Here is a 24,985-nt window from a genome sequence, read left to right on the forward strand (position 1 = left end):
TTGTGATTTAATAATGAATGATATTCAAAATATTCTCGATATTACATTTCCTTTTGTTGAAAAATTACTCAAGGATTATGGGGAATTTTATCCCTTAGCCTCGGTTGTAAATTTGAATCACGAAGTTGAGCAACTTTTGTTGTCTGAAGACGAAGAGAATGATTTTCCTAAGTCTACTGGTGTTATTGGAGAAATTAAAAAGGAATTAAGATGGAGAAGGGATGATTATATTGCATTTGCCATTTTTTATGATGTGAGATTGAAAGAAAAACAGACAGATGCAATCGCTGTTTTAGTTGAACATAAATTTGAGAAACAGGCATTTGTTTTTTATTATCCTTATAAATTAATTGACAATGAATTGTTTTTTTCAGATTCATGGAAGGAAATGAAAGAAATTGAAATTTTTGACAAATAATATTGACTATTGTCTGCAATCCCCCGCACAGAGAATAAAAAAAGATTTAGTTTTGTTATTCTGAGGAATGACAAAATGAGAATACAGATAATGAGATTGCTTCGTTCCTCGCAATGCTTGGACGAATAAAAATAAAATAAAAAAATGGCAGAAGCAGAAGCAAGAAAAAATTTAGTTTTATCGGGATTAGAGCCGTTGATTATTACGCCGGACAGTGTTTTTGTAAACGTGGGGGAGCGTACTAATGTAACAGGTTCTCGTAAATTTCTTCGTTTGATAAAAGAAGAGAAATACGATGAAGCCTTAGATATCGCCAGACAGCAGGTAGAAGGTGGAGCGCAAATCATCGATATCAATATGGATGAGGGAATGCTTGATGGTGAATATGCGATGGTGAAATTCCTGAATTTAATTGCTGCCGAACCGGATATTGCCCGTGTGCCTATCATGATTGACAGCTCTAAATGGCATATTATTGAAGCGGGGTTGAAAGTAGCACAAGGAAAATGTGTGGTAAATTCAATCTCGTTGAAAGAAGGCGAAGAACAATTTATTCATCATGCTAAATTGATTAAACGTTACGGAGCTGCTGCGATTATCATGGCTTTTGACGAAGTAGGTCAGGCGGATAATTACGACCGTAGAGTAGAGATTTGCCAACGTTCTTATGATATTTTGGTAAACAAAGTTGGTTTTCCGCCTGAAGATATTATTTTCGATTTGAATATATTTCCGGTAGCAACAGGAATGGAAGAACACCGTTTGAATGCCTTGGATTTCTTTAGAGGAACGAAGTGGGTTCGCGAAAATTTACCGCACGCGCACATTAGTGGAGGTGTGAGTAATGTGTCTTTTTCTTTTAGAGGAAACGATGTAGTTCGTGAAGCCATGCACTCGGTTTTCCTGTACCATGCCATTCAAAACGGGATGACTATGGGAATTGTTAATCCGGAAATGTTGACCATTTATGATGATATTCCAAAAGATTTATTAGAACATGTTGAAGATGTAATTCTGGACAGGCGTGATGATGCTACGGAACGTTTGTTGGATTTTGCTGAGAATGTAAAAGGAGGTCCCAAAACCAATGAAAAGGAAGTGCAGGAATGGCGTTTTGGAACTGTTCAGGAAAGAATTACCCACTCTTTAGTAAAAGGTATTGATACTTTTATTGAAGAAGATGTAGAAGAAGCACGACTAGCGGCAGCCAAACCAATTGAGGTTATCGAAATCAATTTGATGGCAGGTATGAATGTGGTTGGAGATTTGTTTGGTTCCGGAAAAATGTTCTTACCACAGGTAGTAAAATCGGCACGTGTCATGAAAAAAGCGGTGGCCTATTTATTGCCATTTATTGAAGCAGCCAAACAAGTGGGAGATAAAGAAGGAAATGGTAAAATATTAATGGCAACCGTAAAAGGAGATGTACATGATATTGGGAAAAACATTGTTTCGGTGGTATTGGCTTGTAATAATTACGAAATTATTGACCTTGGTGTCATGGTAGCTCCGGAAAAAATTATTGCTGCTGCATTAGAACATGAAGTAGATATTATCGGTTTGAGTGGTTTGATTACGCCTTCGCTGGACGAAATGGTATTTCTTGCCAAAGAATTGGATAGAAGAGACATGAAAATACCGGTAATGATTGGTGGAGCAACCACTTCGCGTGCGCATACTGCTGTGAAAATTGCACCACAATACAAAGCAACCGTTATTCACGTAAACGATGCATCGAGAGCGGTAACCGTTGCAGGAAATTTATTAGATCATAATAAAGAAACTTATACGGCTGGAATTCGTGAAGAATACGATGCGTTTAGAGAGCAGTTCTTGAATCGTTCGAGAGATAAAAATTTCCTCAGTATAGAAGATGCTCGTAAAAATAAATTACAGTTGGATTGGGCAAATTATACCGCTCAAAAACCAAATTTCATTGGAACTAAAAGTTTCGAGGTAGATTTGGATGTGTTAGTACCTTATATTGACTGGACGCCATTTTTTAGAACTTGGGAATTGTTCGGGAAATATCCGGCAATCTTAACGGATGAAGTAGTGGGGGAACAAGCTTCTTCAGTGTTTGCTGATGCAAAGGCCATGTTAGAAGTGATTTTGAAAGAGAAAAAATTCGTTGCCAAAGGTATTTACGGAATATATCCGGCAAACCAAGTAAATGATGATGATATTCAATTGTATGACGAAAACGGAAAAGAGTTAGAAAAATTCCTGACTTTGCGTCAGCAAGCACAAAAAACTAAAGGAGCGCCAAATATCGCTTTGGCTGATTTTATTGCGCCAAAAGACAATGGAGTAACGGATTATATGGGCGCTTTTTGTGTAACAACAGGTTTTGGAGTTGACGAATGGGCTGATGAATACCGTGATAATCTGGATGATTACAATTCGATTATGGTCAAAGCTTTAGGAGATCGTCTGGCGGAAGCATTTGCGGAATATTTACACGAGCAAATCCGTAAAGAAATTTGGGGTTATGCACCGGATGAGTCTTTAACAACGGAAGCTATGATTGAAGAAGTGTATGCAGGAATTCGTCCGGCACCTGGATATCCGGCTTGTCCGGATCACTTAGAGAAACCAACCATTTGGAAATTGTTAAAAGTAGAAGAAGAAATTGGTGTAACTTTGACCGAAAGTATGGCTATGTGGCCGGCAGCATCGGTTTCCGGGTATTATTTTGCTAATCCTGAAAGCAGGTATTTCGGATTGGGGAAAATCAAAGAAGACCAAGTAATTGATTACGCAAAACGCAGAAGTATTTCAACAGACAAAGCCACAAGATGGTTGAGTCCTAATATAGCGGATTAGATTCTGGTTGATGGTTGATAGTTGTCGGATTTTCCAATCGACATCAAGTTTTTCCAATCAACTAACAACCAATCACCATCAACTAAAAAAAAATGGAGTACGATAAATTAGAGGTTTGGATGGAAGCTAGGAAACTAGTTAATTTGTTGTATGATTCATCTAAATTATTTCCAAAAGAAGAATTGTTTGGTTTGACAAATCAAATGAGAAGAGCTGCAATTTCAATACCTTCAAATATTGCTGAAGGTTGTGGACGTCAAACATCTAAGGATACATTACACTTTTTGCATATTTCAAGAGGATCATTATATGAATTAGAAACTCAATATTATTTAGCATTGGATCAGAAATATATTGACGAAAATAATTTTAATATTGCTTTTGAACAGATTCAGAGTTGTAAAAAATTATAAAACGGATTTATAAATTATTATAAAAGTAAGATTTAGGTTAGAGGAATATAGTTAGATACAGGTTCAATCCCATCAACTATCAACCATCAACCATCAACTATAAAATAATGAAAGTAACACAGCATATAGAAAACGCAAAGGAAAAAACATTATTTTCCTTTGAAATTGTACCGCCTCAAAAAGGAAGTAACATCAATGATTTATACGTAAATATTGATCCATTAATGGAGTTTAAACCGCCATTTATAGATGTAACGACTTCGAGAGAAGAGTATGTGTATATTGAAAAAGATGGGCTTTTTGACCGTCGTATTACACGTATGCGTCCGGGAACAGTAGGAATTTGTGCTTCTATCCAGCATAAATATGGTGTTGATGCTATTCCACACGTATTGTGTGGTGGTTTTACCAAAGAAGAAACGGAATATTTATTAGTAGATTGTCATTATTTAAACATTGATAATTTAGTGGCTTTGCGTGGAGATCCAATGAAAGGTGAAAAATATTTTGAACCTGCCATTGGTGGAAATCAATACGCTGTAGATTTAGTAAAACAAATTAAGGCAATGAATGCCGGTAAGTTTTTACATGGAGAATTACCTATTGCTAATGCGCCTGATTTTTGTGTAGGTGTAGCAGGTTATCCTGAAAAACACATTGAAGCACCAAGTTTAGAAGCCGATTTGAAAAGACTGAAAGAAAAAGTAGATGCCGGTGCTGATTATGTGGTAACGCAGATGTTTTTTGATAATCAGCGTTATTTCAGGTTTGTTGAAGCGGCTCGTGCTATCGGAATTACCGTACCTATTATTCCGGGAATTAAACCAGTAGCCGTAAAACGTCATTTGCAGTTATTGCCACAGGTTTTTTGGCTGGATATGCCTGAAAGTCTGATTAGCGAAATTGAAAATGCAAAAGACAATACTGCTGTTCGTCAGATAGGGGTAGAGTTTGCTATTCAGCAGTCAAAAGAATTAATTGAATTTGGCGTGCCTTGTTTGCATTATTATTCAATGGGTAAGTCAGATAATATTCATAAAATAGCAAGCGCGATTTTTTAGGAGCTTTATCCAGCTATTCGTTACAATCTTTTCTTATCTCCAAAAAGAGATAAGAAAAGGATTTTCACTGCTATCTGGGCTAGGGCATTTGATTTTATACAAAAACAGTTGGTTTTATGTCAAAAAAAGCATCGTTTCCACAAGAGACGATGCTTTTTAGGTTTTGTATTAATTACTCTTTGCTAATCTAATCACTTCTACTTAGTGATTTCCCTAAAAATAGCTTCCAGGTTTTTATTCTTTTGGTTCAGTTGTAATGTTTTTAAACCATTGGCAGTGGCAAAGTCGAAAACAGCTGGGCGCATGTCTTTTTCGGATTGGAATGTGAGTTGCCAAGTCATATCGTGCGTATTTTTAAAAGAGACTAAATTTTCAATTTTAGCAATGGCTTGTTCTTCGATTTTATAATCAAATTCGACTTCAATGATTTGTTGTTTGTCTTCGGAGATTAAATAGTCTAATTTTTTATCGGCAACAATTTTTCCTTTGTCAATGATAATGACACGGTCGCAAATGGCTTCTACTTCCTGCATGATATGCGTAGAAAGAAAAACGGTTTTGTCTTTTCCTGCATTTTTAATAACGTTGCGTATTTCTAATAATTGGTTTGGATCTAATCCGGTTGTAGGTTCATCCAGAATTAATACATCAGGATTATGCAATAGAGCATTCGCTAATCCTACACGTTGGCGATAGCCTTTAGAAAGTTGGCCTATTTTTTTGTGAGCTTCCTGGTTTAATCCTGTTAACGCAATAACTTCATCAATTCTATTTTTGGAAACTTTGTAAACATCGGCATTAAAAGCCAGATATTCTCTCACGTATAAATCCAGATATAACGGATTATGTTCCGGTAAATAGCCAATAGAAAGCTGAACCGCTTTTGGATTAGTGATTATATCCTGTCCGTTTACTAAAGCATTTCCTTCATCGGCGGCAAGATAAGTGGTCAATATTTTCATCAAGGTTGATTTCCCAGCTCCATTTGGTCCCAGAAAGCCTACAATTTCTCCTTTTTTTATAGTAAATGAAATGCTGTCCAAAGCTTTTTGGTTGCCATAACTTTTGGAAATATTTTTTACTTCTATTGACATGCTCTTTTTTGTTTGCAAAAGTAAACAGAAATTTGTTTGAATTATTATTTTAAGAATTTTAAAAATGTATTGTTTGGATTCCTATATTTGAATGTTGTCAATAATCACTTCTTAAATTTACATATGAAAAAAACTAGTATTTTATTAGGGCTCTTTTTAGGGTGTGTTTCTCAAGCGCAAATTCAGCCAACGATTGACAAAAATAATGTTGTTAGAATTGAAACAAAATTAGCAGCAGATGAAATGGAGGGGAGAGCAATTTTTACTCCAGGCATAGAAAAAGCATCTGTCTTTATTGAAGATGAGTTTAAAAATATAGGACTTTCTTTTTATGGAGATTTGCAGAATTATCGACAAGAGTTTAATGTAAAAGGTAAAAAAGCAAATAATGTCATTGGAGTGCTTTTAGGTCGAACCAAACCGGAAGAATATGTTGTCTTTTCTGCTCATTATGATCATTTGGGTTTGGAAAGAAAGAGAAAAGACAAAGTGTATAATGGCGCAAATGATGATGCTTCCGGAACTACTGCAGTAATAGCATTGGCTAAATATTTTAAAGAAAATAATCAAAATGAAAGGACAATTATTTTTGTTGCTTTTACCGGAGAAGAAGTAGGTGGTTTTGGGTCAAAGTTTTTTTCTGATAATATTAATCCGAAACAGGTAGTTGCTATGTTTAATATTGAAATGATTGGTACGGAAAGTAAGTGGGGTAAAAATTCTGCTTATATAACAGGTTTTGAAAAATCAGATTTCGGAAAGATTTTACAGCGAAATTTAAAAGGTTCTAATTTTAATTTTAATCCAGACCCGTACCCAAGTCAGAATTTATTTTATCGTTCAGATAATGCCAGATTAGCTGCTTTAGGAGTGCCAGCGCATACGATATCTACTTCTAAAATGGATGTGGAACCTAATTATCATCAGTTGTCGGATGAGGTTGAGACATTGGACTTAAATAATATGACTGAGATAATTAAAGCTATAGCTACAAGTTCAACAAGTATTATTAGGGGAGAAGATACTCCTTCGAGAGTGATTAAATAGCTTTTTTGTTTTTTTGAAAAAAAAACAAAAATATTTTTTGTGCAATTGTAAATATGTTATATATTTGCCAGCGTTAAAAATAATCATTCGAGAGAATAATATTTAATTAAGATGTCAAATAACCGTTTCTATTTTAGCTTTTCTTTTTATTTCTTTAGCGAGAGATAAGGATTGTGCTATGGTAATTTGAAAATATAATAAAAAACAAATAAAACTAATATACAATCCTGATGAAAATCAGGATTTTTTTTTGATTAAATGGAAACAAAAATTGCGATACAAGGTATACTAGGTTCTTTTCATCATCAGGTGGCTCAGGAATATTATGAGCAAAATGTAGAGGTAGATGAGTGTCTGTCTTTTGATGAATTAGTAGACAGCCTTTTGTCTGGTAAATCAAGCCAGGCTGTAATGGCTATAGAAAATTCTATCGCAGGTCCTATTATTCCAAACTATGCATTAATTGACAAGAATAATTTACATATTATTGGGGAGCATTATTTAAGAATTCATCAAAATCTGATGGCCTTAAAAGGACAGGATATTTCAGATATCAAAGAAGTTTATTCGCATCCAATGGCGTTATTGCAGTGTATGGATTTCCTGAAAAAATATCCGCACATCAAATTAGTTGAAGATAAAGATACTGCAGAAACGGCTCGCAGAATTCAGGAAAAACAGCTAAAAGGAGTGGCTGCAATTGCAAGTAAAACAGCAGCTGAAATGTATGATTTGGAAATTTTAGCTCAGGAGATTCAAACTATAAAAAATAACATGACGCGTTTTGTTATTATAAAAAAGGAGAATTCATTTGTGCCGGAAAACGAAATTAACAGAGCTTCTTTAAAATTTGAACTGGATCATAAACGCGGAAGTTTAGCGGCAGTTTTGAATGTGATGAGTGATTGTAAAATGAATTTGACTAAAATTCAGTCGTTGCCAAAAATTGAAACGCCCTGGAAGTATTCCTTTTTTGTGGATGTTACTTTTGAGAAATACGAAGACTATGCTAAAGCAAAATCTTTGTTAGCCATTATGGCAGAATATTTTAAAGTTTTGGGAGAGTACAGAAACACAAAGCCTTAATTATTTTTGATTTAAAAAATAAAGCAAAGCAGATTATCGATTCAGGTATGTCGGGAATAGTTCAATATCAAGAGAATAAAATGATTACAACAGCAAACAGATTAAATACAGTTGAGGAATACTACTTTTCATCAAAATTGAGAGAAGTAAGGCAGTTGGCTTCAGAAGGAAAACCAATTATCAATATGGGAATTGGAAGTCCGGATTTAGCCCCTTCAAAGGCTGTAATTGATGCGGTTGCATTAGCAATACAAGATGAAAATGCACATGGTTATCAAAGTTATCAGGGTTTACCTGAGCTAAGAAAAAGCATGGCTGATTTTTATAAGAATAATTTTGATGTCGATCTAAATCCTAATTCAGAGATTTTACCTTTGATGGGTTCGAAAGAAGGAATTATGCATATTTCGCTGGCTTTCTTGAATGAAGGTGATCAGGTTTTGATTCCTAATCCGGGTTATCCAACCTATACTTCGGTAACGAATTTAGTAGGAGCAAAAGCTGTTTATTATGATTTAAAAGAAAGTAATAACTGGGAACCTGATTTTGAAGCTTTAGAACAATTAGATTTATCTAAGGTAAAGTTAATGTGGATAGGTTATCCGCACATGCCTACAGGAGCCAGAGGAAGTTTAGTCTTGTTTGAAAAATTGATAGCATTTGCTAAAAAACACAACATATTGTTAGTAAATGACAATCCGTATAGTTTTGTTTTGAACGACAATCCTATGAGTTTGTTACAGGTTGATGGTGCTAAAGAAGTAGCTCTAGAGTTGAATTCTTTGAGTAAAACTTTTAATATGGCAGGATGGCGTGTAGGAATGGTTTCCGGGAATGCGGATTTAATCGATGCTGTTTTAAGAGTTAAAAGTAATATGGATAGCGGAATGTTTTATGGAATTCAAAAAGGCGCTATCGAAGCATTAAAGAGCTCTCAATCATGGTTTGATTCCATGAATGAAATGTATAAAAAACGCCGTGTTTTAACCGAGCAATTGGCTGAAAAACTAGGTTGTAAAGTATATAAGGAAGGTGTTGGATTATTTGTTTGGGCTAAATTGCCGGAAGGAATACAATCAGCGGAGCAATTCATTGATCAGATTTTGCATGAGAAATATATTTTTATTGCACCGGGAACTATTTTTGGTTCTAATGGAGAAGGATATATTCGATTTGCATTATGTGTAAAAGAAGAAAAAGTACAGGAAGCAATAGACAGATTTTAATAAAATGAAAGTATTTGTAATAGGTATAGGATTAATAGGGGGTTCGATGGTTTTAGACATCAAAGCACTTTATCCTGAAGCTACAATTTACGGAATAGACACTAATGAAAACCATGTTGAACAAGCATTGAAGTTAGGTGTTATTGATGTTGCGGCTACAATGGAAGATTTAGCTCAGGCTGATTTTGTAATTGTTTCGGTTCCTGTAAATGTTGCTATTAGTTTATTACCTCAAGTGCTGGATTTGGTTGATGATAACGCCATTGTTTTAGAAGTGGGTTCGACAAAGAATCCAATTTGCAAAGCAATAGCAAATCATCCTAAACGAAGAAATTTTATTGCAACTCATCCTATTGCGGGAACAGAATTTTCAGGACCTTCGGCAGCATTGAGAAATTTGTTTAGAGATAAAACAAATATTATTTGCGAAGTAGAAAAAACGGCTTTTAAGTTACAGGAAAAAGCATTGGAAGTTTTTAAAAATCTGGGAATGCGTATTCGTTATATGGATCCAAAATCGCATGATAAACATATTGCTTATGTTTCGCATTTATCGCACATTAGTTCCTTTATGTTAGGAAAGACGGTAATTGAAAAAGAAAAGCACGAACAGGATATTTTTGATATGGCGGGTTCCGGTTTCGAAAGTACGGTGCGATTAGCCAAAAGTTCACCGGCAATGTGGACACCAATCTTTGAACAAAATAAAGCTCAGGTGTTAGAATCATTAGAAGAGTATATTTCTAATCTGTCACAATTTAGAGATTTATTAGCTCAGGATGATTACAAAGCGATATATGATGAAATGGCCAGTGTAAATAAAATTAGAGAAATATTAAACGGAATAAGCGTTAAAAAATAGAGAACAGAAAATAAAAACAACACAATAAAAAAGGAAATAAATAATTAAAAAAAATGGAAAACAAGAAAGAAATGAGAAATTGGTTGGATGCTTTCAAATTGAATCATCCATTTGTGATAGCAGGACCTTGTAGTGCTGAAACAGAAGAGCAAGTATTGAAAATTGCTCACGAATTGAAAAATTCTGATGTAAGTGTTTTTAGAGCAGGAATTTGGAAACCAAGAACTCGTCCAGGAGGATTTGAAGGAATTGGAGAAATAGGATTAAAATGGTTGAAAAAAGCTAAAGAAGAAACAGGATTGTTGATGGGAACTGAGGTTGCTACTGCTGCTCACTGTAAATTAGCTTTAGAATATGATATCGATGTATTATGGGTTGGAGCTCGTACAACAGCAAACCCATTTGCAGTTCAGGAAATTGCAGATACATTAGCTGGAACTGATAAAATTGTATTGGTTAAGAATCCAGTAAATCCAGATATGGCTTTATGGTTAGGTGGTGTAGAGCGTTTACACATGGCTGGTATCAAGAATTTAGGAGTTATTCATAGAGGTTTCTCTACTTATGAGAAAACAAAATACAGAAATATTCCAGAATGGCAAATTGCTATCGAATTGCAAAATAAATTCCCTGATTTACCATTAATCATTGATCCATCTCACATTACAGGAAACCGTAACATGATTCTTGAAGTAACTCAAGAAGCTTTGGATTTGAACTATGATGGTATGATTATCGAAACGCATATTGATCCAGATAATGCTTGGTCTGATGCTGCTCAACAAGTTACTCCAGATGCGTTAAAACAAATCTTGAAAGACTTAAAAATTAGAAAAGTAAGCGGAGATAGCGATTTTGAAAATAAAATGACAAAATTAAGAGCTAACATCGACGTTTTAGATGCTAATTTATTAGAGCTTTTAGGAAAAAGAATGAAAGTAGCTGACGAAATTGGTCAGGTGAAAAAAGAGAACAATGTAGCTGTGTTGCAAAACAACCGTTGGAATGAAATCCAGGAGAAAATGGTGGCAGAAGGTTCTAAAAAAGGATTGTCAGAAGAATTTATTACTAAATTATTCAAATCAATTCACCAGGAAAGTATTGAACACCAGGAAAAAATTATCAACGGATAATTGAATTTTAATCATATTTATAAAAAACCTACAAGTGATTGTAGGTTTTTTTGTATCATTGCATTGTCAAATAATTAAAAAAATAACTATGAAAAGAATTTTACTAGTCGGTGCTTTGATTTTAGGTTTAAATGTTATGAATGCTCAGAATGATGTGATTACAAAACACAATGGAGAAACTGTGAACGGAAAAGTTGTAAAACTTGAAGAATATACAATTGTGTTTAAATATGACGGAGAAGATGCTGAAAATACTTTAAGCAAATATGCAGTTGAAAAAATTGTCTATGGAAAAAGTGGTCGTGTAGAGAATATTACGGATAAAATTGAGATTAAAGGAGAAGAAGATTGGGAAAAAGTAGTTATTTTAGAAGATAAAGGATATGCAGCTGGTCTTAAAAAAGGAGAAGAAGTTAGAGGTAAAACAGGTTTGATTAATTATCATACTGGAAATACGGCAGATAAAAAAGCGGAAATGAAATTAAAAAAAGCAGCTGCAATTGTTGGTTGCCCATTTATATTAATGACCGCTGATAAAGCGACGGTTGGTTTTAATTCTAATCAATTAGGTGGTTCTCAGGCTATTAAAAAAGGTATTGGGTATAAGTACTAATTTGGTACAGTATTTTTTATTCATAAAAGCAGAAATCCCTTTGACTTAAAAAAGTTAAAGGGATTTTTTTATGCTAAATTTTCATTGAAAAGCTTAGTTTATTACTGCTTCGTAGATAAAAATAGATATTAAAATTGTTATAGTCAAGCTAATTAAAAATAATAATTGGCCTAATAAAGTCAATAAGAATGTTCTTTTCAGGCTTAAATTATTAAAAAATTGTCCATTAACCCAAAAAATGAATACCGTATCAATAATGTAAATAATTAGAGTAATAGTTCTCATTGTGCTCGTTCCATTGTAAAAATAAAGTAAAGGGAATAGGGCAATATGAACGATTAGCCTTTGAGAGGCGATGTAGGTGTTAAGAATGAAATATTCAACTAGATTATAACGTTGTTTTTTAAAAGCAATCTTGGTTCCAATAGTGTAAAGCGGAATAGTCAAAAGTGTTACCCAAGCATAATGACTACCCATCCAGTTATTAATTTCAGCAGAATCCACACCCGTTCCAGAAGTAGTGTTTGAAAATCTAATATTATAATAATGATACAAAAAACCATATAATGTTGCCATTAAAAGAACTAAAGAAATGGGTTTGAAATGTCTAACACGCTTTCCTTCAATAAATTCTCTTATAGAATGACCAGGTCTTGTGAATAGTTGTTTGACAGAGTATAAAATTCCAATATCAAAATGTAGCAAGCTGCGTCGGATTTCTTGCCATAAAAAATGAGAATTTAATTGATGTGTGGCTGTGGGCTGTCCACAATTATTACAATAATGTCCAGTGTAAATTGACCACAGTTTTTGCATATTACATCCATTGTTTATCAATTATATTATTGAGTAAGATATTGTTACCAAAGTCATTTTGATAGAAATCAAACCTTTTTAATAGATAAAAAGCACTTTCAACTGTAAACCTAAAACAAAATTTTATCTTTGCAAACATTCTAATCTAAAATCTGAATTCAGAAATCTAAAATTGCAAATGACAGGAATCGTTTATAAATCAACAGGAAGCTGGTACACCGTAAAATCCGATGAAGGGAATTTTGTGGATTGCAGGATAAAAGGAAAGTTTAGGATGAAAGGTATTAAAAGTACCAATCCTATAGCTGTGGGCGACCGGGTTGATTTTGAATTAGAAGAATCTAATGATCAAGTTACAGGAGTGATTAATACCATTCAGGACAGGAAAAATTATATTGTTCGAAAATCGGTTAATCTTTCTAAACAAACGCATATTATTGCTTCTAATATTGATATCGTTTTCTTGTTAGTCACGATTAATAATCCGCCTACAACGACTAGTTTTATAGATCGGTTTTTAGTAACTGCTGAAGCTTATGGAATTGAGGCTATTTTAGTTTTTAATAAAATAGACACTTTTGATGAAGAGGCTTTAGACGAACAGTTGTTTCTGCAATATACTTATGAAAAAATAGGCTATCAATGTTTGCGTGTTTCTGCTCAGGAAGACAAAGGTTTAGATAAATTGACTGCTTTAATGAAAGATAAAGTGAGCATGTTCTCTGGTCATTCCGGTGTGGGGAAATCCACTTTAGTAAATGCTATCGAACCGGGCTTGAATTTAAAAACCAAACAAATTTCAGATTCGCATTCGCAAGGACAACATACTACAACTTTTGCTGAAATGTTTGATCTTTCTTTTGGTGCCAAAATTATCGATACGCCAGGAATTCGTGGTTTTGGAGTGGTTGATATGGAGAAAGAAGAAATCAGTGATTATTTCCCCGAGTTTTTTAAACTAAAAGATAAATGCAAATTTAATAATTGCTTGCACAAAGAAGAACCCAAATGTGCTGTCAAAGAAGCCTTAGAAAACGAAGAGATTTCCTGGTCCCGTTATAACAGTTACTTAAAACTATTAGAAGGTGATGATGAGCATTATCGAACAGATATTTATGATGATGATCGAAAAAACAGCGATAAATCCAGAGGTTAATGAGAGCAGTCATTCAAAGAGTTGCTGAAGCTTCTGTTGCGATAGATTCCCAAATAGTAGCTTCGATTCAAAAAGGTTTATTGGTTCTTGTAGGTATTGAAGATGCCGATACTCAGGAAGATATTGATTGGCTAACGGCTAAAATCGCTAAGCTTCGAATTTTTGGTGATGAAAATGATATTATGAACTTATCGGTTCAGGATATTGATGGCGATATTATTGTGGTAAGTCAGTTTACATTGCATGCAGCTACTAAAAAAGGAAATCGCCCTTCTTATATTAAGGCATCAAAGCCTGAAATTGCTATTCCGCTTTATGAAAATTTTGTTCAAAAATTAGAACAGGAAATCGGTAAAAAAGTGCAAACTGGTCAGTTTGGAGCCGATATGAAAGTGAGCTTAATTAATGATGGTCCAGTAACTATTATCATGGATACTAAAAACAAGGAATAGCTTTTTTGTAGTATACTTTCCCATTGATTTTTTTATTGTTTTTTAATTGTTAAATTTGAGGTTGCAACAAATTTAATACTTAGTTATAACTTAATAAAGACAAGAATCTTGGCCAAAATAAACCATAATAATTATTTAGATGTTGTTGATAATATGTGGACCTCTGCAAAGGAAAAAGGAATCATGCATATTAATTCGGAGGAACAAAGTTTTAATGGTGAAAAATTCAGGATTAAAGGTCGTGATTTAATAAATTTTGGAACCTGTGGGTATTTAGGTTTAGAAATCCATCCCGATTTGATAGCGGGTTCAATTGAGTTAACAAAAAAGTTTGGAACACAATTATCGATGTCCCGGGCTTATATACGTCCCCCTTATATTCAGGAACTGGAAGAATTAATGTCTCAGGTTTTTGACGGAAACAAGGTGATTTGTTATACATCAACATCCAATGCACATATTTCTGTAATTGCTACTATTATTAAACCTGACGATTTAATAATTCTGGATCAGCAGGTTCACTTTAGTGTACAATTCCCATGTAAAAATGCTAAATTACTAGGTACAGAAGTAAAAATGGTAAGGCATTCTAATTATGAAATGCTGGAAGAAATGATTCGGGAAAACTACAACAAATACAACCGTATCTGGTATATGGCTGATGGAGTTTATTCAATGCACGGCGATTTACCGGATACCACTATTTTAAAACAGTTACTGAACAAATATCCTAAATTGCATTTGTATTTTGATGATGCACATGGAATGGGTTGGGCTGGAAAAAATGGTGCGGGCTATATTTATGAGCAATTAGGAGTTAACGAACGTATTGTTATAATTTCAACATTGGCTAAGGGGTTTGGTTGTGTAGGAGGAACGGCTATTTTTGCTGATTCGGAGATGTACAGAAGAACCGATATTTTTGGAGGTCCATTAAGTTATTCTCATCCGCTATCGCCAGCGAGTGCCGGTGCGGCAATTGCTTCTGCAAAAATTCATTTGTCGAATGATATTTATACCTATCAAGCTGAATTGAGAGATTTGATGCATTACATGAATGGGTGTTTAAAAGAAAAAAATCTGCCTAATATTTCATCACCGGATTCTCCTATTTATTTTATAGGGAGTGGTTTGAATAAAGTAACGCGTAATTTTGTTCATCGTATTTTACAGCAAGGAATTTATGTGAACACAGCTACTTTTCCGGTGGTGCCTAATGATAAATCAGGACTTCGATTTACATTAACCCGTCATAATACAAAAGCTGATATTGAGCTGTTGACTGATGCGATGGCATATCATTTGCCTAAAGCGATTGAAGAAGAAGGAGATTGTGTTGAAAGAGTGTATCAGGAATTTGGATTTCATTTGAAAAAAAAGGCAAATAATTCATTAATTAAACCGATAAATAATTCGAACTTAGTTGTTGAAGAATATACAAGTATACATGATATAAATCCTGCCGATTGGGACTGTATGTTTCAGGACAGAGGAAATATAAGTCATTCAGGAATGCGGGCAATGGAAGAAATTTTTTCCGATAATGAGAAGCCGGAAGAAAACTGGAGTTTTCATTATATTATAGTTAGAGATAAAGCAGCTAAGGTAATATTAGCTACTTTTTTTACAGGGGCCATTTATAAGGACGATATAGTTGCACCAGAAAATGTGTCTAAACAAATAGAAGAAGTACGTAAGGCTGATCCGTATTATTTGTGTTCTAAAACTTTGGCAATGGGGTCTTTGTTTTGTGAGGGTGATTTTATTTATCAGGATACGCAACATCCTGAATGGAGAAATTCGGTTAATTGTTTATTTGATTTTGTATCTAAAACAAAAAAAGAGATTAAGGCGACAACTGTTATATTTAGAGATTTTGAAAAAGAGAGTATACTTACTCAAATAATAGAAGAGGAAGGATTCGCCAAAATGAGAATGCCAAACACTAATGTTATTCAGAATCCTAAATGGGAAACTCCTGATGATTTAATGGCACTGATAAAATCCAAAAAGAAACGTGATAATATTAAACAATATGCCATTAGAAATCTGGATAAGTTTGAAATAAAAATTAAAAATGAAATTACAGATAAGGAAGCAATTTTGTATTTTAATTTATTTGAAAATGTTAAGAAAGCGAATTATTCCTATAACTTTTTTCAGTATCCTGCTAAAATGCCTGAAATTCTTTCTAAATACAAAGAATGGGAATTTATTGAAATTAGTCTGAAGGAGAATAATCAGTTAGTTGCTGTTGTTTTTAGTTATGTTGGAGATCATCATTATTGTCCGTTAATTGTTGGATTGGATTATAATTATATCGATTCACATCATGTATATAAACAGGCAATGTTTCAAATGGTAAAGAGGGGAAATGATCTTAATAAAAAAATCACATATTTAGGACTGACAGCTGATTTTGAAAAGCAAAAATATTTAGCTTTGACAATTCCTACATGGGCTTATTTAAAGGTAGACGAAACTTATAATTTAGAACTAATTGAATCGTATTCAAACGTAGGTTGAATACAAAAAATAAATTGCGAATATGAAAGAAGTGGCAAATGATTTTGTTAAATTTTGGATAGAAGATGGTATTCTTTATTCTCAATTTAAAAAACCGGTGATTATTGATATAGAAAAAGTAAAAATCTTAATTGATTTGCGTCATCAGATATCAGCCGGTGAAAAACAATATTGGTGTTATGATTTTGATGGTATTAAATCCTATGATAAAGATGCCCGTGATTATGCCGATATTCACGGACAGGAATATTTACATGCCTGTGCAGTATTATTGAATTCTCATATTACAAAATTTACTCTCAATGCTTTTATGAAATTAAAAAGACCTATAATTCCTTTAAAAGGTTTTACTAAGCAAGAGAATGCAGTGAATTGGTTGAGAGAAATTCAGGGAAAAATATAATAATTGTGACAGATTAGAGTTAATTAGAAAGTATGAAAGAAAATTACATTAAAAAAATAATCGGTTAATTTTTAAGTTACTAAGTACTTGATTTTTGATTAGTATGGCATTTTAAATATTTTAATTTAAAATTATTACAAAATGTTCTTTTTTTTGAAAGACAATTACTATCTTTCGGTTTTAATAAGTAAGATTTGTTTTCGGTTATTTTTGTATGCGAAAAATAGCTTTTAATGAAGTTAATGAGATAAATATCAAATGTCTAAATTAGAGAAAATATTAGCCTTAGTACGGTCTATAAATGAAGATGAGTTTCAGGAGCAACTCACTCATGGAGATACTTTGGATGATGTTTATGAAGAATTAGTCTTTTTATCTGAAAAAATGACTTCAAAAAAGAACAGAACAGAAGGTATTATTGAGCAGATGTCTAACTGTTATGCAGGTGATTTTTTTAATTATCTGCCTGTTTCGGATGCTAATGATGAATTAGATGTCTTTTGCATGGGGTTTAATACTTATGTGGAAGAATTAAAAGATGTCATGGTTTCTAAAAAACTATTAGAATCTATAAATGAAAAATTAGTAAAAGAAAAAGACCGTTCTGAGCAGCTGGCTTCAGCAAGAGATCAGTTCTTGTCTAATATGAGCCATGAAATTAGAACACCTCTTAATGGAATTTTAGGTTTTACAAACTTGTTGTTGAATAATCCGTCGTTAAATCCTGAACAAAAACAACAGTTAGATTTCATTAAAATGTCAGGAGATATTTTGCTGGTCATCATTAATGATATTTTGGACTTAGCCAAAATAGAATCAGGGAAAATAATACTTACTAACAAACCATTTAGTTTATCTCAACTGACCCGGTTAATTTATGACTCTTTTGCAATTAAAGCACAAGAGAAAAATATAGATTTTCAGATATTAACAAATAGTAATGTGCCTGCAATACTTATTGGAGATTCAGTTAGAATTTCTCAAATATTGTTTAATTTAATAAGCAATTCAGTCAAATTTACTCCTGAAAGAGGTAAAATCCGTTTAAAAATCAGACTGATTGAAGAAGATGAATCTTATCTTATAAAAATAATTGTAAAAGATACCGGTATAGGAATACCTTCGGATCAGTTACAGGGTATTTTTAATCCTTATATTCAGGTCAGTAATAGTGTTGCGGGGATTGAAAACGGAACAGGTCTGGGCTTGGCGATTGTTAAAAAAATAATCGATATGATGAATGGCGACATTCAGGTAAAAAGTAAATTAAATGTAGGGACTAAATTTACAGTATTGCTTCCATTCCCTAAAGGAGCATATTATTTTGAGGCATCAGAGGAGTTAATAAAAAATGAAAAAAAGCCGGTACAAGGTAACCGGAAAAGAAAAATTAAGATTTTATTAGCCGAAGACAATCATGTGAATCAAATGTTGACGCAAAAAGTATTATCACAGTTTAATATGGATTGTGTGATTGTTGCTAACGGAAAATTAGCTATTGAGGCCTTGATGAAAGAAGATTTTGACTTGATTTTAATGGATCTGATGATGCCTGTAATGAATGGTTACGAAGCAGCTTCGGCTATTAGAGACCTGAAAAATCATACTAAGAAAAATACTCCCATTATAGCATTGTCTGCTGTGGTAACAGGTTTGGTTGATGAAGCCTGTAAAGCAGTGGGTATTAACCGTTATGTCTCAAAACCGTTTAATGCTGAAGAATTACATCAGATTATTATAGAATTGCTTGAAAAGAAAAATTAAAGCAAAACTTCTCCTCTGGATTTTATACAATCCAGTTTTTTATTTCATATTAATAATAAGTATCTTAATAATAAATATCAGATTATTTGTGTTTTGTCTGATTTTTTTTATTTTTGATAATTCTATCTATTCTTAAATTCATTATGAAAATCACAAGAAATTGGTTTGTTATAGTTCTGTTGTTTTTTTTATGTAAACTACAGGCTCAGAAAAATGAATATGCCGTCTCTCTTATTGCGGATAGTTTAAAAGAAAATGCAAACGCAGTAATCCGATTAAATCAATTGGATATCGTTATTTCTTCCCAAAAAAGCATGACCATTAGAACTCACAAAATTATAACTGTTTTTAATGAAAATGGCTTGTCGGCTATTGATGCTTTTGAAAATTATGACAAAACGACTTCGGTTAAAAGTGTAGAAGCAAAAATTATCAATGCTTTTGGTAATGAAATTAAAAAAATCAAAAAGAAAGATTTTAAAGACGTAAGTGCGATAAGTGGGAGCACTCTTTTTTCAGATGCTAGGTATATTTATTTAGATTATACTCCTGTGCAATATCCTTTTACTGTAATTTATGATAGCGAAGTAGAAACTTCAAATACTGCTTTTATTCCTAACTGGTTTCCTGTTAAGGATTTTCTTGTTGGGACAGAACAAAGTATCCTAAATGTGTCTTATCCGGATGATCTTGGTTTTAAGAGTAAAGAATTTAATTTTTCAGGATTTAATATTCAGAAAACAGTAGATACAAATACGCAGCTGAGCTATAAGGCTGCAGCAATTTTTGCTCAAAAGAAAGAACCTTATTGTGCTGCTTCAACAATTTTTCCGCGATTAATGATGAGCTTAGAAAAGTTTCATCTTGAAGGTGAAGATGGTACTGCAAAATCCTGGAAAGAATTTGGAAAATGGTATTATGATGAAATTTTAAAAGGTACCACTCAGCTGTCTCCTGAAACAGTTAATAAAATTAAAGCACTTGTAGGGGATGAAAAAGATCCTGTTAGTAAAGCCCGGATTGTATATGATTATGTTCAGAAAAAATCAAGATATGTAAGTATTCAGGTGGGAATAGGAGGATGGAAACCTATGCTGGCTAATGATGTTGATCGTTTGGGTTATGGAGATTGTAAAGCATTAACCAATTATACCAGAGCACTTTTGGATGTAGTCGATGTTCCATCTTACAATACTATTCTTTACGGCGATACTTATAAAAGAGATATTATTGCTGATTTTGTTTCGATACAGGGTGATCATATGATTTTAGCAATACCGGATAAAGAGGGGTATATATGGTTGGAATGTACCAGTCAGGATAATCCTTTTGGATATCAGGGTAAATTTACAGATGACAGATCCGTATTAGTAGTAAAACCAACTGGAGGGGAAATCGTCAGAACTAAAGTTTATGAAGATAAAGATAATTTGCAGGACAGCAAAGGAACTTACAGCATTGATGAGAAAGGGAATCTGTCAGGGAATATAACTATTGCATCAGAAGGTTTTCAATACAGTAACAAAGCCGGATTAGAAAACAGCCAGCCTAATCAAAAAGAAATGCATTATAAAGACTATTGGAGTAGTATTAATAATTTGAAATTAGCTAAAATCAATTTCTATAATGATAAAAAGAAAGTGGTTTTTGTAGAAGATGTTACCATGAATGCAGCCAGTTATGCAACGGTTTCGGGGGCAAAGATGATTTTTGTTATTAATGCTTACAATCAAAATACTGGTGCTGTTAAGAGAATAAGAAATCGTAAAAACCCATTTGAAATTCAGCGTGGATATGTGGATGTAGATGAGATAGCATTGATGTTACCAACTGGGTTTGCTATTGAATTCCTGCCGTCTAATTTTGAATTAAATTCTAAGTTTGGGGAGTATAAGACTGAAATTTTAAAAAAAGATACCAATCATTTAGTTTATAGAAGAACCTTACATATCCATAAAGGTTTTTATTCTAATACTGAATATGATCAATACCGTCTTTTTATGGAACAGGTTTCCAGAAATGATAATGCTAAAATTATTTTAACCAAAATCTAAAAGTATATGAGAACAAATTTTTTATTAACAACTGTTTTTTTCTTTTTGATAATTTTTAGTTCTAAAGGACAGGACTTTCGACTGGGTAAAGTTTCTGTTGAAGAACTAAAAGAGAAAAAACATCCGAAAGATTCTTCGGCAGTAGCAGCGGTTCTTTTTGAAAAAGCAGAAAATAGGTTTGTTTACAGCCAGGATAAAGGTTTCGAAATAGAGTTAGTGGTTAAAACCAGAATAAAAATCTACAAAAAAGAAGGTTATGATTGGGCTAATAAAAAAGTCAGCTATTATTTAGTTAATAATTTAAGAGAAAAGGTTTCGTTTTCAGAAACAGTAACATATAATTTGGTAGACGGTAAAATAGAAAAAACAAAACTCAAAAGTGATGGAGAATTTGATGAGGTAATAAATAAATATTGGGGACAAAAAAAAATAACAATGCCGAATGTTAAAGAAGGTTCAATAATTGAATATCAATATACCTTGCATTCCCCTAATATAGGAAGTCCTAAAGATTGGCATTTTCAATCAGATATCCCGGTAAATTATTCGGAATATAGTAATTATGTTCCTGAATATTTTGTTTTCAATACTAATGTGAAAGGATTTATACGTCCAACAATAAATGTTGTTAAGAATTCAAGGTCAATAAGAATTGATTCTAAGGAAAGAGTAGCTAACGGTTTTGGTGGACCAGTAAGTACTAATTATACAAGCGAGGATATAGACTATACAGAAACAAAAACAACTTATTTGGCCGAGAATATGCCGGCTATACAAGATGAAGCTTTTGTTAATAACATCAGAAATTACACCACTAGTTTGGAGCAGGAATTATCTATGACTAAATTTCCTAATACTATGCAGAAAATGTATTCGAATAATTGGGAGGCTGTAGTAAAAACAATATATGAGTATGAAGATTTTGGTCCTGAATTAAATAAAACAGGATATTTTGAAGATGATTTAAAAGTGATTCTTTCCGGTTTAAATACACAACAGGAAAAAATCGCTGCAATATTAAAATTTGTAAAATCGGCTGTGAAGTGGAATGAGTATTATGGTTATTCCTGTAATGATGGAGTAAAAAAAGCTTATAAGGATAAAACAGGAAATATAGCCGAAATTAATTTAATGCTTACAGCAATGCTCCGGTATGCAGGCTTAAATGCTAATCCGGTTTTGTTGAGTACAAGATCTAATGGGATTTCGTTTTTCCCTAACAGAACTGCTTTTAATTATGTAATTGCAGCCGTTGAAAATGGGGATAACATGGTTTTATTAGATGGATCCGATCCTTTTTCAGAGCCAGATGTTTTGCCTTTTAGAACTTTAAATTGGTTAGGAAGACTGATTAGAAAAGACGGAACTTCAACAGCTGTGGATTTAATGCCTAAAAAATCCTCTCTGGAATTAAAAGCTTTGAATTATTCAATTAATGATAAAGGAGAAGTTTTAGGAAAATTGAGGAGTCAAAAAACAGCACATACTGCAATGGTTTTTAGAAACGAAATGAAGGGCGTTAAGAAGGACGATTATCTTGAAAAATTAGAAAACAACAATAATAAAATTGAAATAAATGAATATTCTTTACAAAATGACAAAGAAATTAATTTACCTGTAATTGAATCTTATTCTTTTACAGGGAATAATTTAAGTGAGATTATAGGTGGTAAAATTTATATTAATCCCTTATTGTTTCTTACCCGAAGACAAAATCCTTTTAAGCAGGATGTCAGAGAATATCCGGTAGATTATGGTTATCCTTTTCAGGACAAGTATGCTGTGAATATTCAAATACCTAAGGGTTATAAAGTAGAGAGCTTACCTCAGTCTGTAACATTGAAAATGAATGACGATTTAGGTGTGTTTAGATATTTAACTAATTTGAATGAAGATTTTATTCAGGTTTCGGTTTCAAATCAAATAAATGCTTCTATGGTTCTTTCAGAAGATTATATAGCTTTAAAATCGTATTATCAAAAAATGATTGAAAAGCAGAATGAAAAAATCGTTTTAACTAAAATCTGAAACCATGAAAAATAAGATTTTAATGATTATGGTTTTGTTGCTTTTGATGGTTCTTAGTATAAACGCACAGGACTTTCGATTAGGAAAAGTTTCTATTGGAGAACTAAAAGAAAAAATACATCCAAAAGACTCTTCAGCAGTTGGGGCTATATTATTTAAAAGAGGACGAACATATTTTAATTATGATATTAAAAAGGGTTTTTATGTTAATCATGAAATCCAGATTAGAATTAAAATATACAAAAAAGAAGGTTTAGATTGGGCTAATTTTGAAATTCCATACTATGTGGGGTATCAGAATTTAAGTGATGAAATGGTTCGTTTTTCTGACGGAGTTACCTATAATATTGAAAATGGGTCTATAGTAAAAACTAAACTAAATAATGAAGGTACTTTTAAAGATAATGTTAATGAAAACTGGAAAAAAGCAACAATAACAATGCCTAATGTAAAAGTGGGGTCGGTTATTGAGCTTAAATACATCATTATATCGGAGAATTTAACTAAATTTCCTGTGTTTCAGATTCAATATCCTATCCCGGCAAATCATGTAGAATATTGTAGTGAAATTCCGGAATATTTCATTTACAAACCATTACTTACGGGCTATGTAAAAGTAAAATCAGATTCCAAGATGGAATATGCTTCTCAAACTTATGACAATGAATACAAACAGACATCATCATTTAGTTATAAGCAAATAAAGTCAACGTTCGATGTAGATGATGTACCACCGTTGTTAAAAGAAAATTATGTAGATAATATCAATAATTATAAATCATCGTTGCAATATGAGTTAGAGACAACCAGGTATCCTAATCAGCCGGTCAAAGATTATTCTCAAACATGGGATGGTGTAGCAAGAACCATTTATGCCGATAAAACTTTTGGTAAAGAATTACAGGAGCGATTGTATCTTATAGAAGATTTAAAGAGAATTATCAATAATCAGGATAAAACTATATCGGATTCTGAAAAAACAAATATTGTTTTCCAGTTTATTCAAAATAAAATGAACTGGAATGGCAAATACGGATATTACACCGATAAAGGAGTGAAACAAGCTTATCTTGACAGGACAGGAAATGTTGCTGAAATTAATTTTAACCTAATAAATATGCTGAATTTGGCAGGGATTACAGCTAATCCTGTCTTATTAAGTACTGTTGAACATGGAATTCCTGTTTTTCCTAACAGAACTGTTTTTAATTATGTTGTTGCTGCTGTTGACGTTAACGGTGAAAGGATTTTATTGGATGCAGCTAACAAATATACCACCAACAATGTTTTACCTTTATATGCATTAAACTGGAATGGAAGACTCATACGACAGGATGAAACTTCTGAGGAGATAAAACTAATACCTGATAAGCCATCGAAGGAGTTTTTTAATTTAATAGTTTCTGTTGCTGATGACGGTAGTATATCCGGAAAATATTTAGTGCAGAAAACAGATTATGAGGCACTGGTTTTTAGAGAAAGAGAAGCTAATATGAAAAGCGAAAATTATCTTGAAAAAAAAGAAAATGAGTTTAATGGAATTAGCATAAGTGATTATAGTGTCGAAAATAAGGATACTAATTTGTCAAAAGCTGTTGTTGAAAAATTTACTTTTGCCACTAATAATCATTGTGAAGTTATAGGGGGAAAAATGTATATTAATCCAATGTTATTTTTTACAATAGATAAAAATCCTTTTGTTCAGGAAAAAAGAAAAATGCCTGTGTATTTTGGATATCCACGACAAGAAAAATACAATTTGAATTTTAAAATTCCGGAAGGCTATGAAGTGGAGTCTATTCCTAAACAACTAAAGATGGCAACTGAGGACAAGTCTTTAACTTTTTCTGTCAATAGTGTCGTGAATGGGGATAATATTCAGATAGCTGTTTCAAAAGAAATAAACATTGGAATCGCTGCTGCGGATCTTTATGAGGGTTTAAAAAGTTTCTATCAAAAAATGATTGAAATGCAACATGAAAAAATAGTGCTTAAAAGAATATAAAA

At 32.8% G+C, this 24,985-nt stretch carries 20 protein-coding genes; 18 read left to right on the forward strand and 2 right to left on the reverse strand.

Annotation, left to right across the window (positions count from 1 at the left end):
* Positions 1-13: 13 nt before the first annotated feature.
* The 4 genes from ABS764_RS10825 to metF all read left to right on the forward strand — a co-directional run bounded on the left by ABS764_RS10825 (position 14) and on the right by metF (position 4,718).
* Complete coding sequence (locus ABS764_RS10825) at positions 14-418, forward strand: hypothetical protein (RefSeq protein ID WP_408081812.1); 405 nt, start codon at positions 14-16, stop codon at positions 416-418.
* 144 nt (positions 419-562) lie between these two features.
* A complete protein-coding gene (gene metH / locus ABS764_RS10830) occupies positions 563-3,244 on the forward strand; it encodes a methionine synthase (RefSeq protein ID WP_408081813.1) in 2,682 nt (893 codons plus the stop codon).
* Positions 3,245-3,336: 92 nt separating this feature from the next.
* Positions 3,337-3,657 (forward strand): four helix bundle protein, encoded by a 321-nt coding sequence (locus ABS764_RS10835; RefSeq protein ID WP_408081814.1) that lies wholly within the window; start codon positions 3,337-3,339, stop codon positions 3,655-3,657.
* 107 nt (positions 3,658-3,764) lie between these two features.
* Positions 3,765-4,718 (forward strand): methylenetetrahydrofolate reductase [NAD(P)H], encoded by a 954-nt coding sequence (gene metF, locus ABS764_RS10840; RefSeq protein ID WP_408081815.1) that lies wholly within the window; start codon positions 3,765-3,767, stop codon positions 4,716-4,718.
* 197 nt (positions 4,719-4,915) lie between these two features.
* Here metF and gldA read toward each other — a convergent pair whose 3' ends face one another.
* Entirely contained in the window at positions 4,916-5,812 is an 897-nt protein-coding gene (gene gldA / locus ABS764_RS10845) for a gliding motility-associated ABC transporter ATP-binding subunit GldA (RefSeq protein WP_408081816.1), read from the reverse strand.
* A 123-nt stretch (positions 5,813-5,935) separates the two neighbouring features.
* On the opposite strand from gldA, the gene ABS764_RS10850 reads away from it, so the two are divergent.
* The 6 genes from ABS764_RS10850 to ABS764_RS10875 all read left to right on the forward strand — a co-directional run bounded on the left by ABS764_RS10850 (position 5,936) and on the right by ABS764_RS10875 (position 11,779).
* Positions 5,936-6,859: a M20/M25/M40 family metallo-hydrolase gene (locus ABS764_RS10850; protein WP_408081817.1), complete on the forward strand. Its 924-nt coding sequence runs from the start codon at positions 5,936-5,938 to the stop codon at positions 6,857-6,859.
* A 258-nt stretch (positions 6,860-7,117) separates the two neighbouring features.
* Positions 7,118-7,945, forward strand: coding sequence for a prephenate dehydratase (locus ABS764_RS10855; protein ID WP_408081818.1), 828 nt, complete (start codon positions 7,118-7,120; stop codon positions 7,943-7,945).
* Positions 7,946-8,025: 80 nt separating this feature from the next.
* Positions 8,026-9,171, forward strand: a complete 1,146-nt coding sequence (locus ABS764_RS10860) for a pyridoxal phosphate-dependent aminotransferase (RefSeq protein WP_408081819.1) — start codon at positions 8,026-8,028, stop codon at positions 9,169-9,171.
* Positions 9,172-9,175: 4 nt separating this feature from the next.
* A complete protein-coding gene (locus ABS764_RS10865; RefSeq protein WP_408081820.1) occupies positions 9,176-10,033 on the forward strand; it encodes a prephenate dehydrogenase in 858 nt (285 codons plus the stop codon).
* Positions 10,034-10,086: 53 nt separating this feature from the next.
* Complete coding sequence (locus ABS764_RS10870; RefSeq protein ID WP_408081821.1) at positions 10,087-11,166, forward strand: chorismate mutase; 1,080 nt, start codon at positions 10,087-10,089, stop codon at positions 11,164-11,166.
* Positions 11,167-11,254: 88 nt separating this feature from the next.
* Entirely contained in the window at positions 11,255-11,779 is a 525-nt protein-coding gene (locus ABS764_RS10875) for a hypothetical protein (protein WP_408081822.1), read from the forward strand.
* A 93-nt stretch (positions 11,780-11,872) separates the two neighbouring features.
* Here the strand turns inward: ABS764_RS10875 and ABS764_RS10880 are convergent, their stop codons facing one another.
* The gene (locus ABS764_RS10880) at positions 11,873-12,595 is read right to left on the reverse strand and encodes a DUF3667 domain-containing protein (RefSeq protein ID WP_408081823.1); all 723 of its coding nucleotides are present in this window, start codon (positions 12,593-12,595) and stop codon (positions 11,873-11,875) included.
* 178 nt (positions 12,596-12,773) lie between these two features.
* On the opposite strand from ABS764_RS10880, the gene rsgA reads away from it, so the two are divergent.
* From rsgA to ABS764_RS10920, 8 genes are all read left to right on the forward strand, one after another.
* Complete coding sequence (gene rsgA, locus ABS764_RS10885) at positions 12,774-13,751, forward strand: ribosome small subunit-dependent GTPase A (protein WP_408081824.1); 978 nt, start codon at positions 12,774-12,776, stop codon at positions 13,749-13,751.
* Entirely contained in the window at positions 13,751-14,203 is a 453-nt protein-coding gene (gene dtd / locus ABS764_RS10890) for a D-aminoacyl-tRNA deacylase (protein ID WP_408081825.1), read from the forward strand. The genes rsgA and dtd overlap by 1 nt, the downstream gene beginning before the upstream one ends.
* Positions 14,204-14,311: 108 nt before the next feature.
* A complete protein-coding gene (locus ABS764_RS10895) occupies positions 14,312-16,729 on the forward strand; it encodes an aminotransferase class I/II-fold pyridoxal phosphate-dependent enzyme (protein WP_408081826.1) in 2,418 nt (805 codons plus the stop codon).
* Between the two features lie 22 nt (positions 16,730-16,751).
* Positions 16,752-17,132, forward strand: coding sequence for a DUF7793 family protein (locus ABS764_RS10900; protein ID WP_408081827.1), 381 nt, complete (start codon positions 16,752-16,754; stop codon positions 17,130-17,132).
* Between the two features lie 258 nt (positions 17,133-17,390).
* The gene (locus tag ABS764_RS10905; RefSeq protein WP_408081828.1) at positions 17,391-18,896 is read left to right on the forward strand and encodes an ATP-binding protein; all 1,506 of its coding nucleotides are present in this window, start codon (positions 17,391-17,393) and stop codon (positions 18,894-18,896) included.
* A 143-nt stretch (positions 18,897-19,039) separates the two neighbouring features.
* On the forward strand, positions 19,040-20,950 hold the full coding sequence (locus ABS764_RS10910) for a DUF3857 domain-containing protein (protein ID WP_408081829.1): 1,911 nt from the start codon (positions 19,040-19,042) through the stop codon (positions 20,948-20,950).
* Positions 20,951-20,956: 6 nt separating this feature from the next.
* Positions 20,957-22,978, forward strand: coding sequence for a DUF3857 domain-containing protein (locus tag ABS764_RS10915; RefSeq protein ID WP_408081830.1), 2,022 nt, complete (start codon positions 20,957-20,959; stop codon positions 22,976-22,978).
* A gap of 4 nt (positions 22,979-22,982) precedes the next feature.
* Positions 22,983-24,983 (forward strand): DUF3857 domain-containing protein, encoded by a 2,001-nt coding sequence (locus ABS764_RS10920; protein WP_408081831.1) that lies wholly within the window; start codon positions 22,983-22,985, stop codon positions 24,981-24,983.
* The last annotated feature ends 2 nt before the right edge of the window (positions 24,984-24,985 follow it).

This window comes from Flavobacterium plantiphilum (assembly GCF_046000495.1).
In the GTDB taxonomy this organism is placed as follows: Bacteria; Bacteroidota; Bacteroidia; order Flavobacteriales; family Flavobacteriaceae; genus Flavobacterium; species Flavobacterium plantiphilum.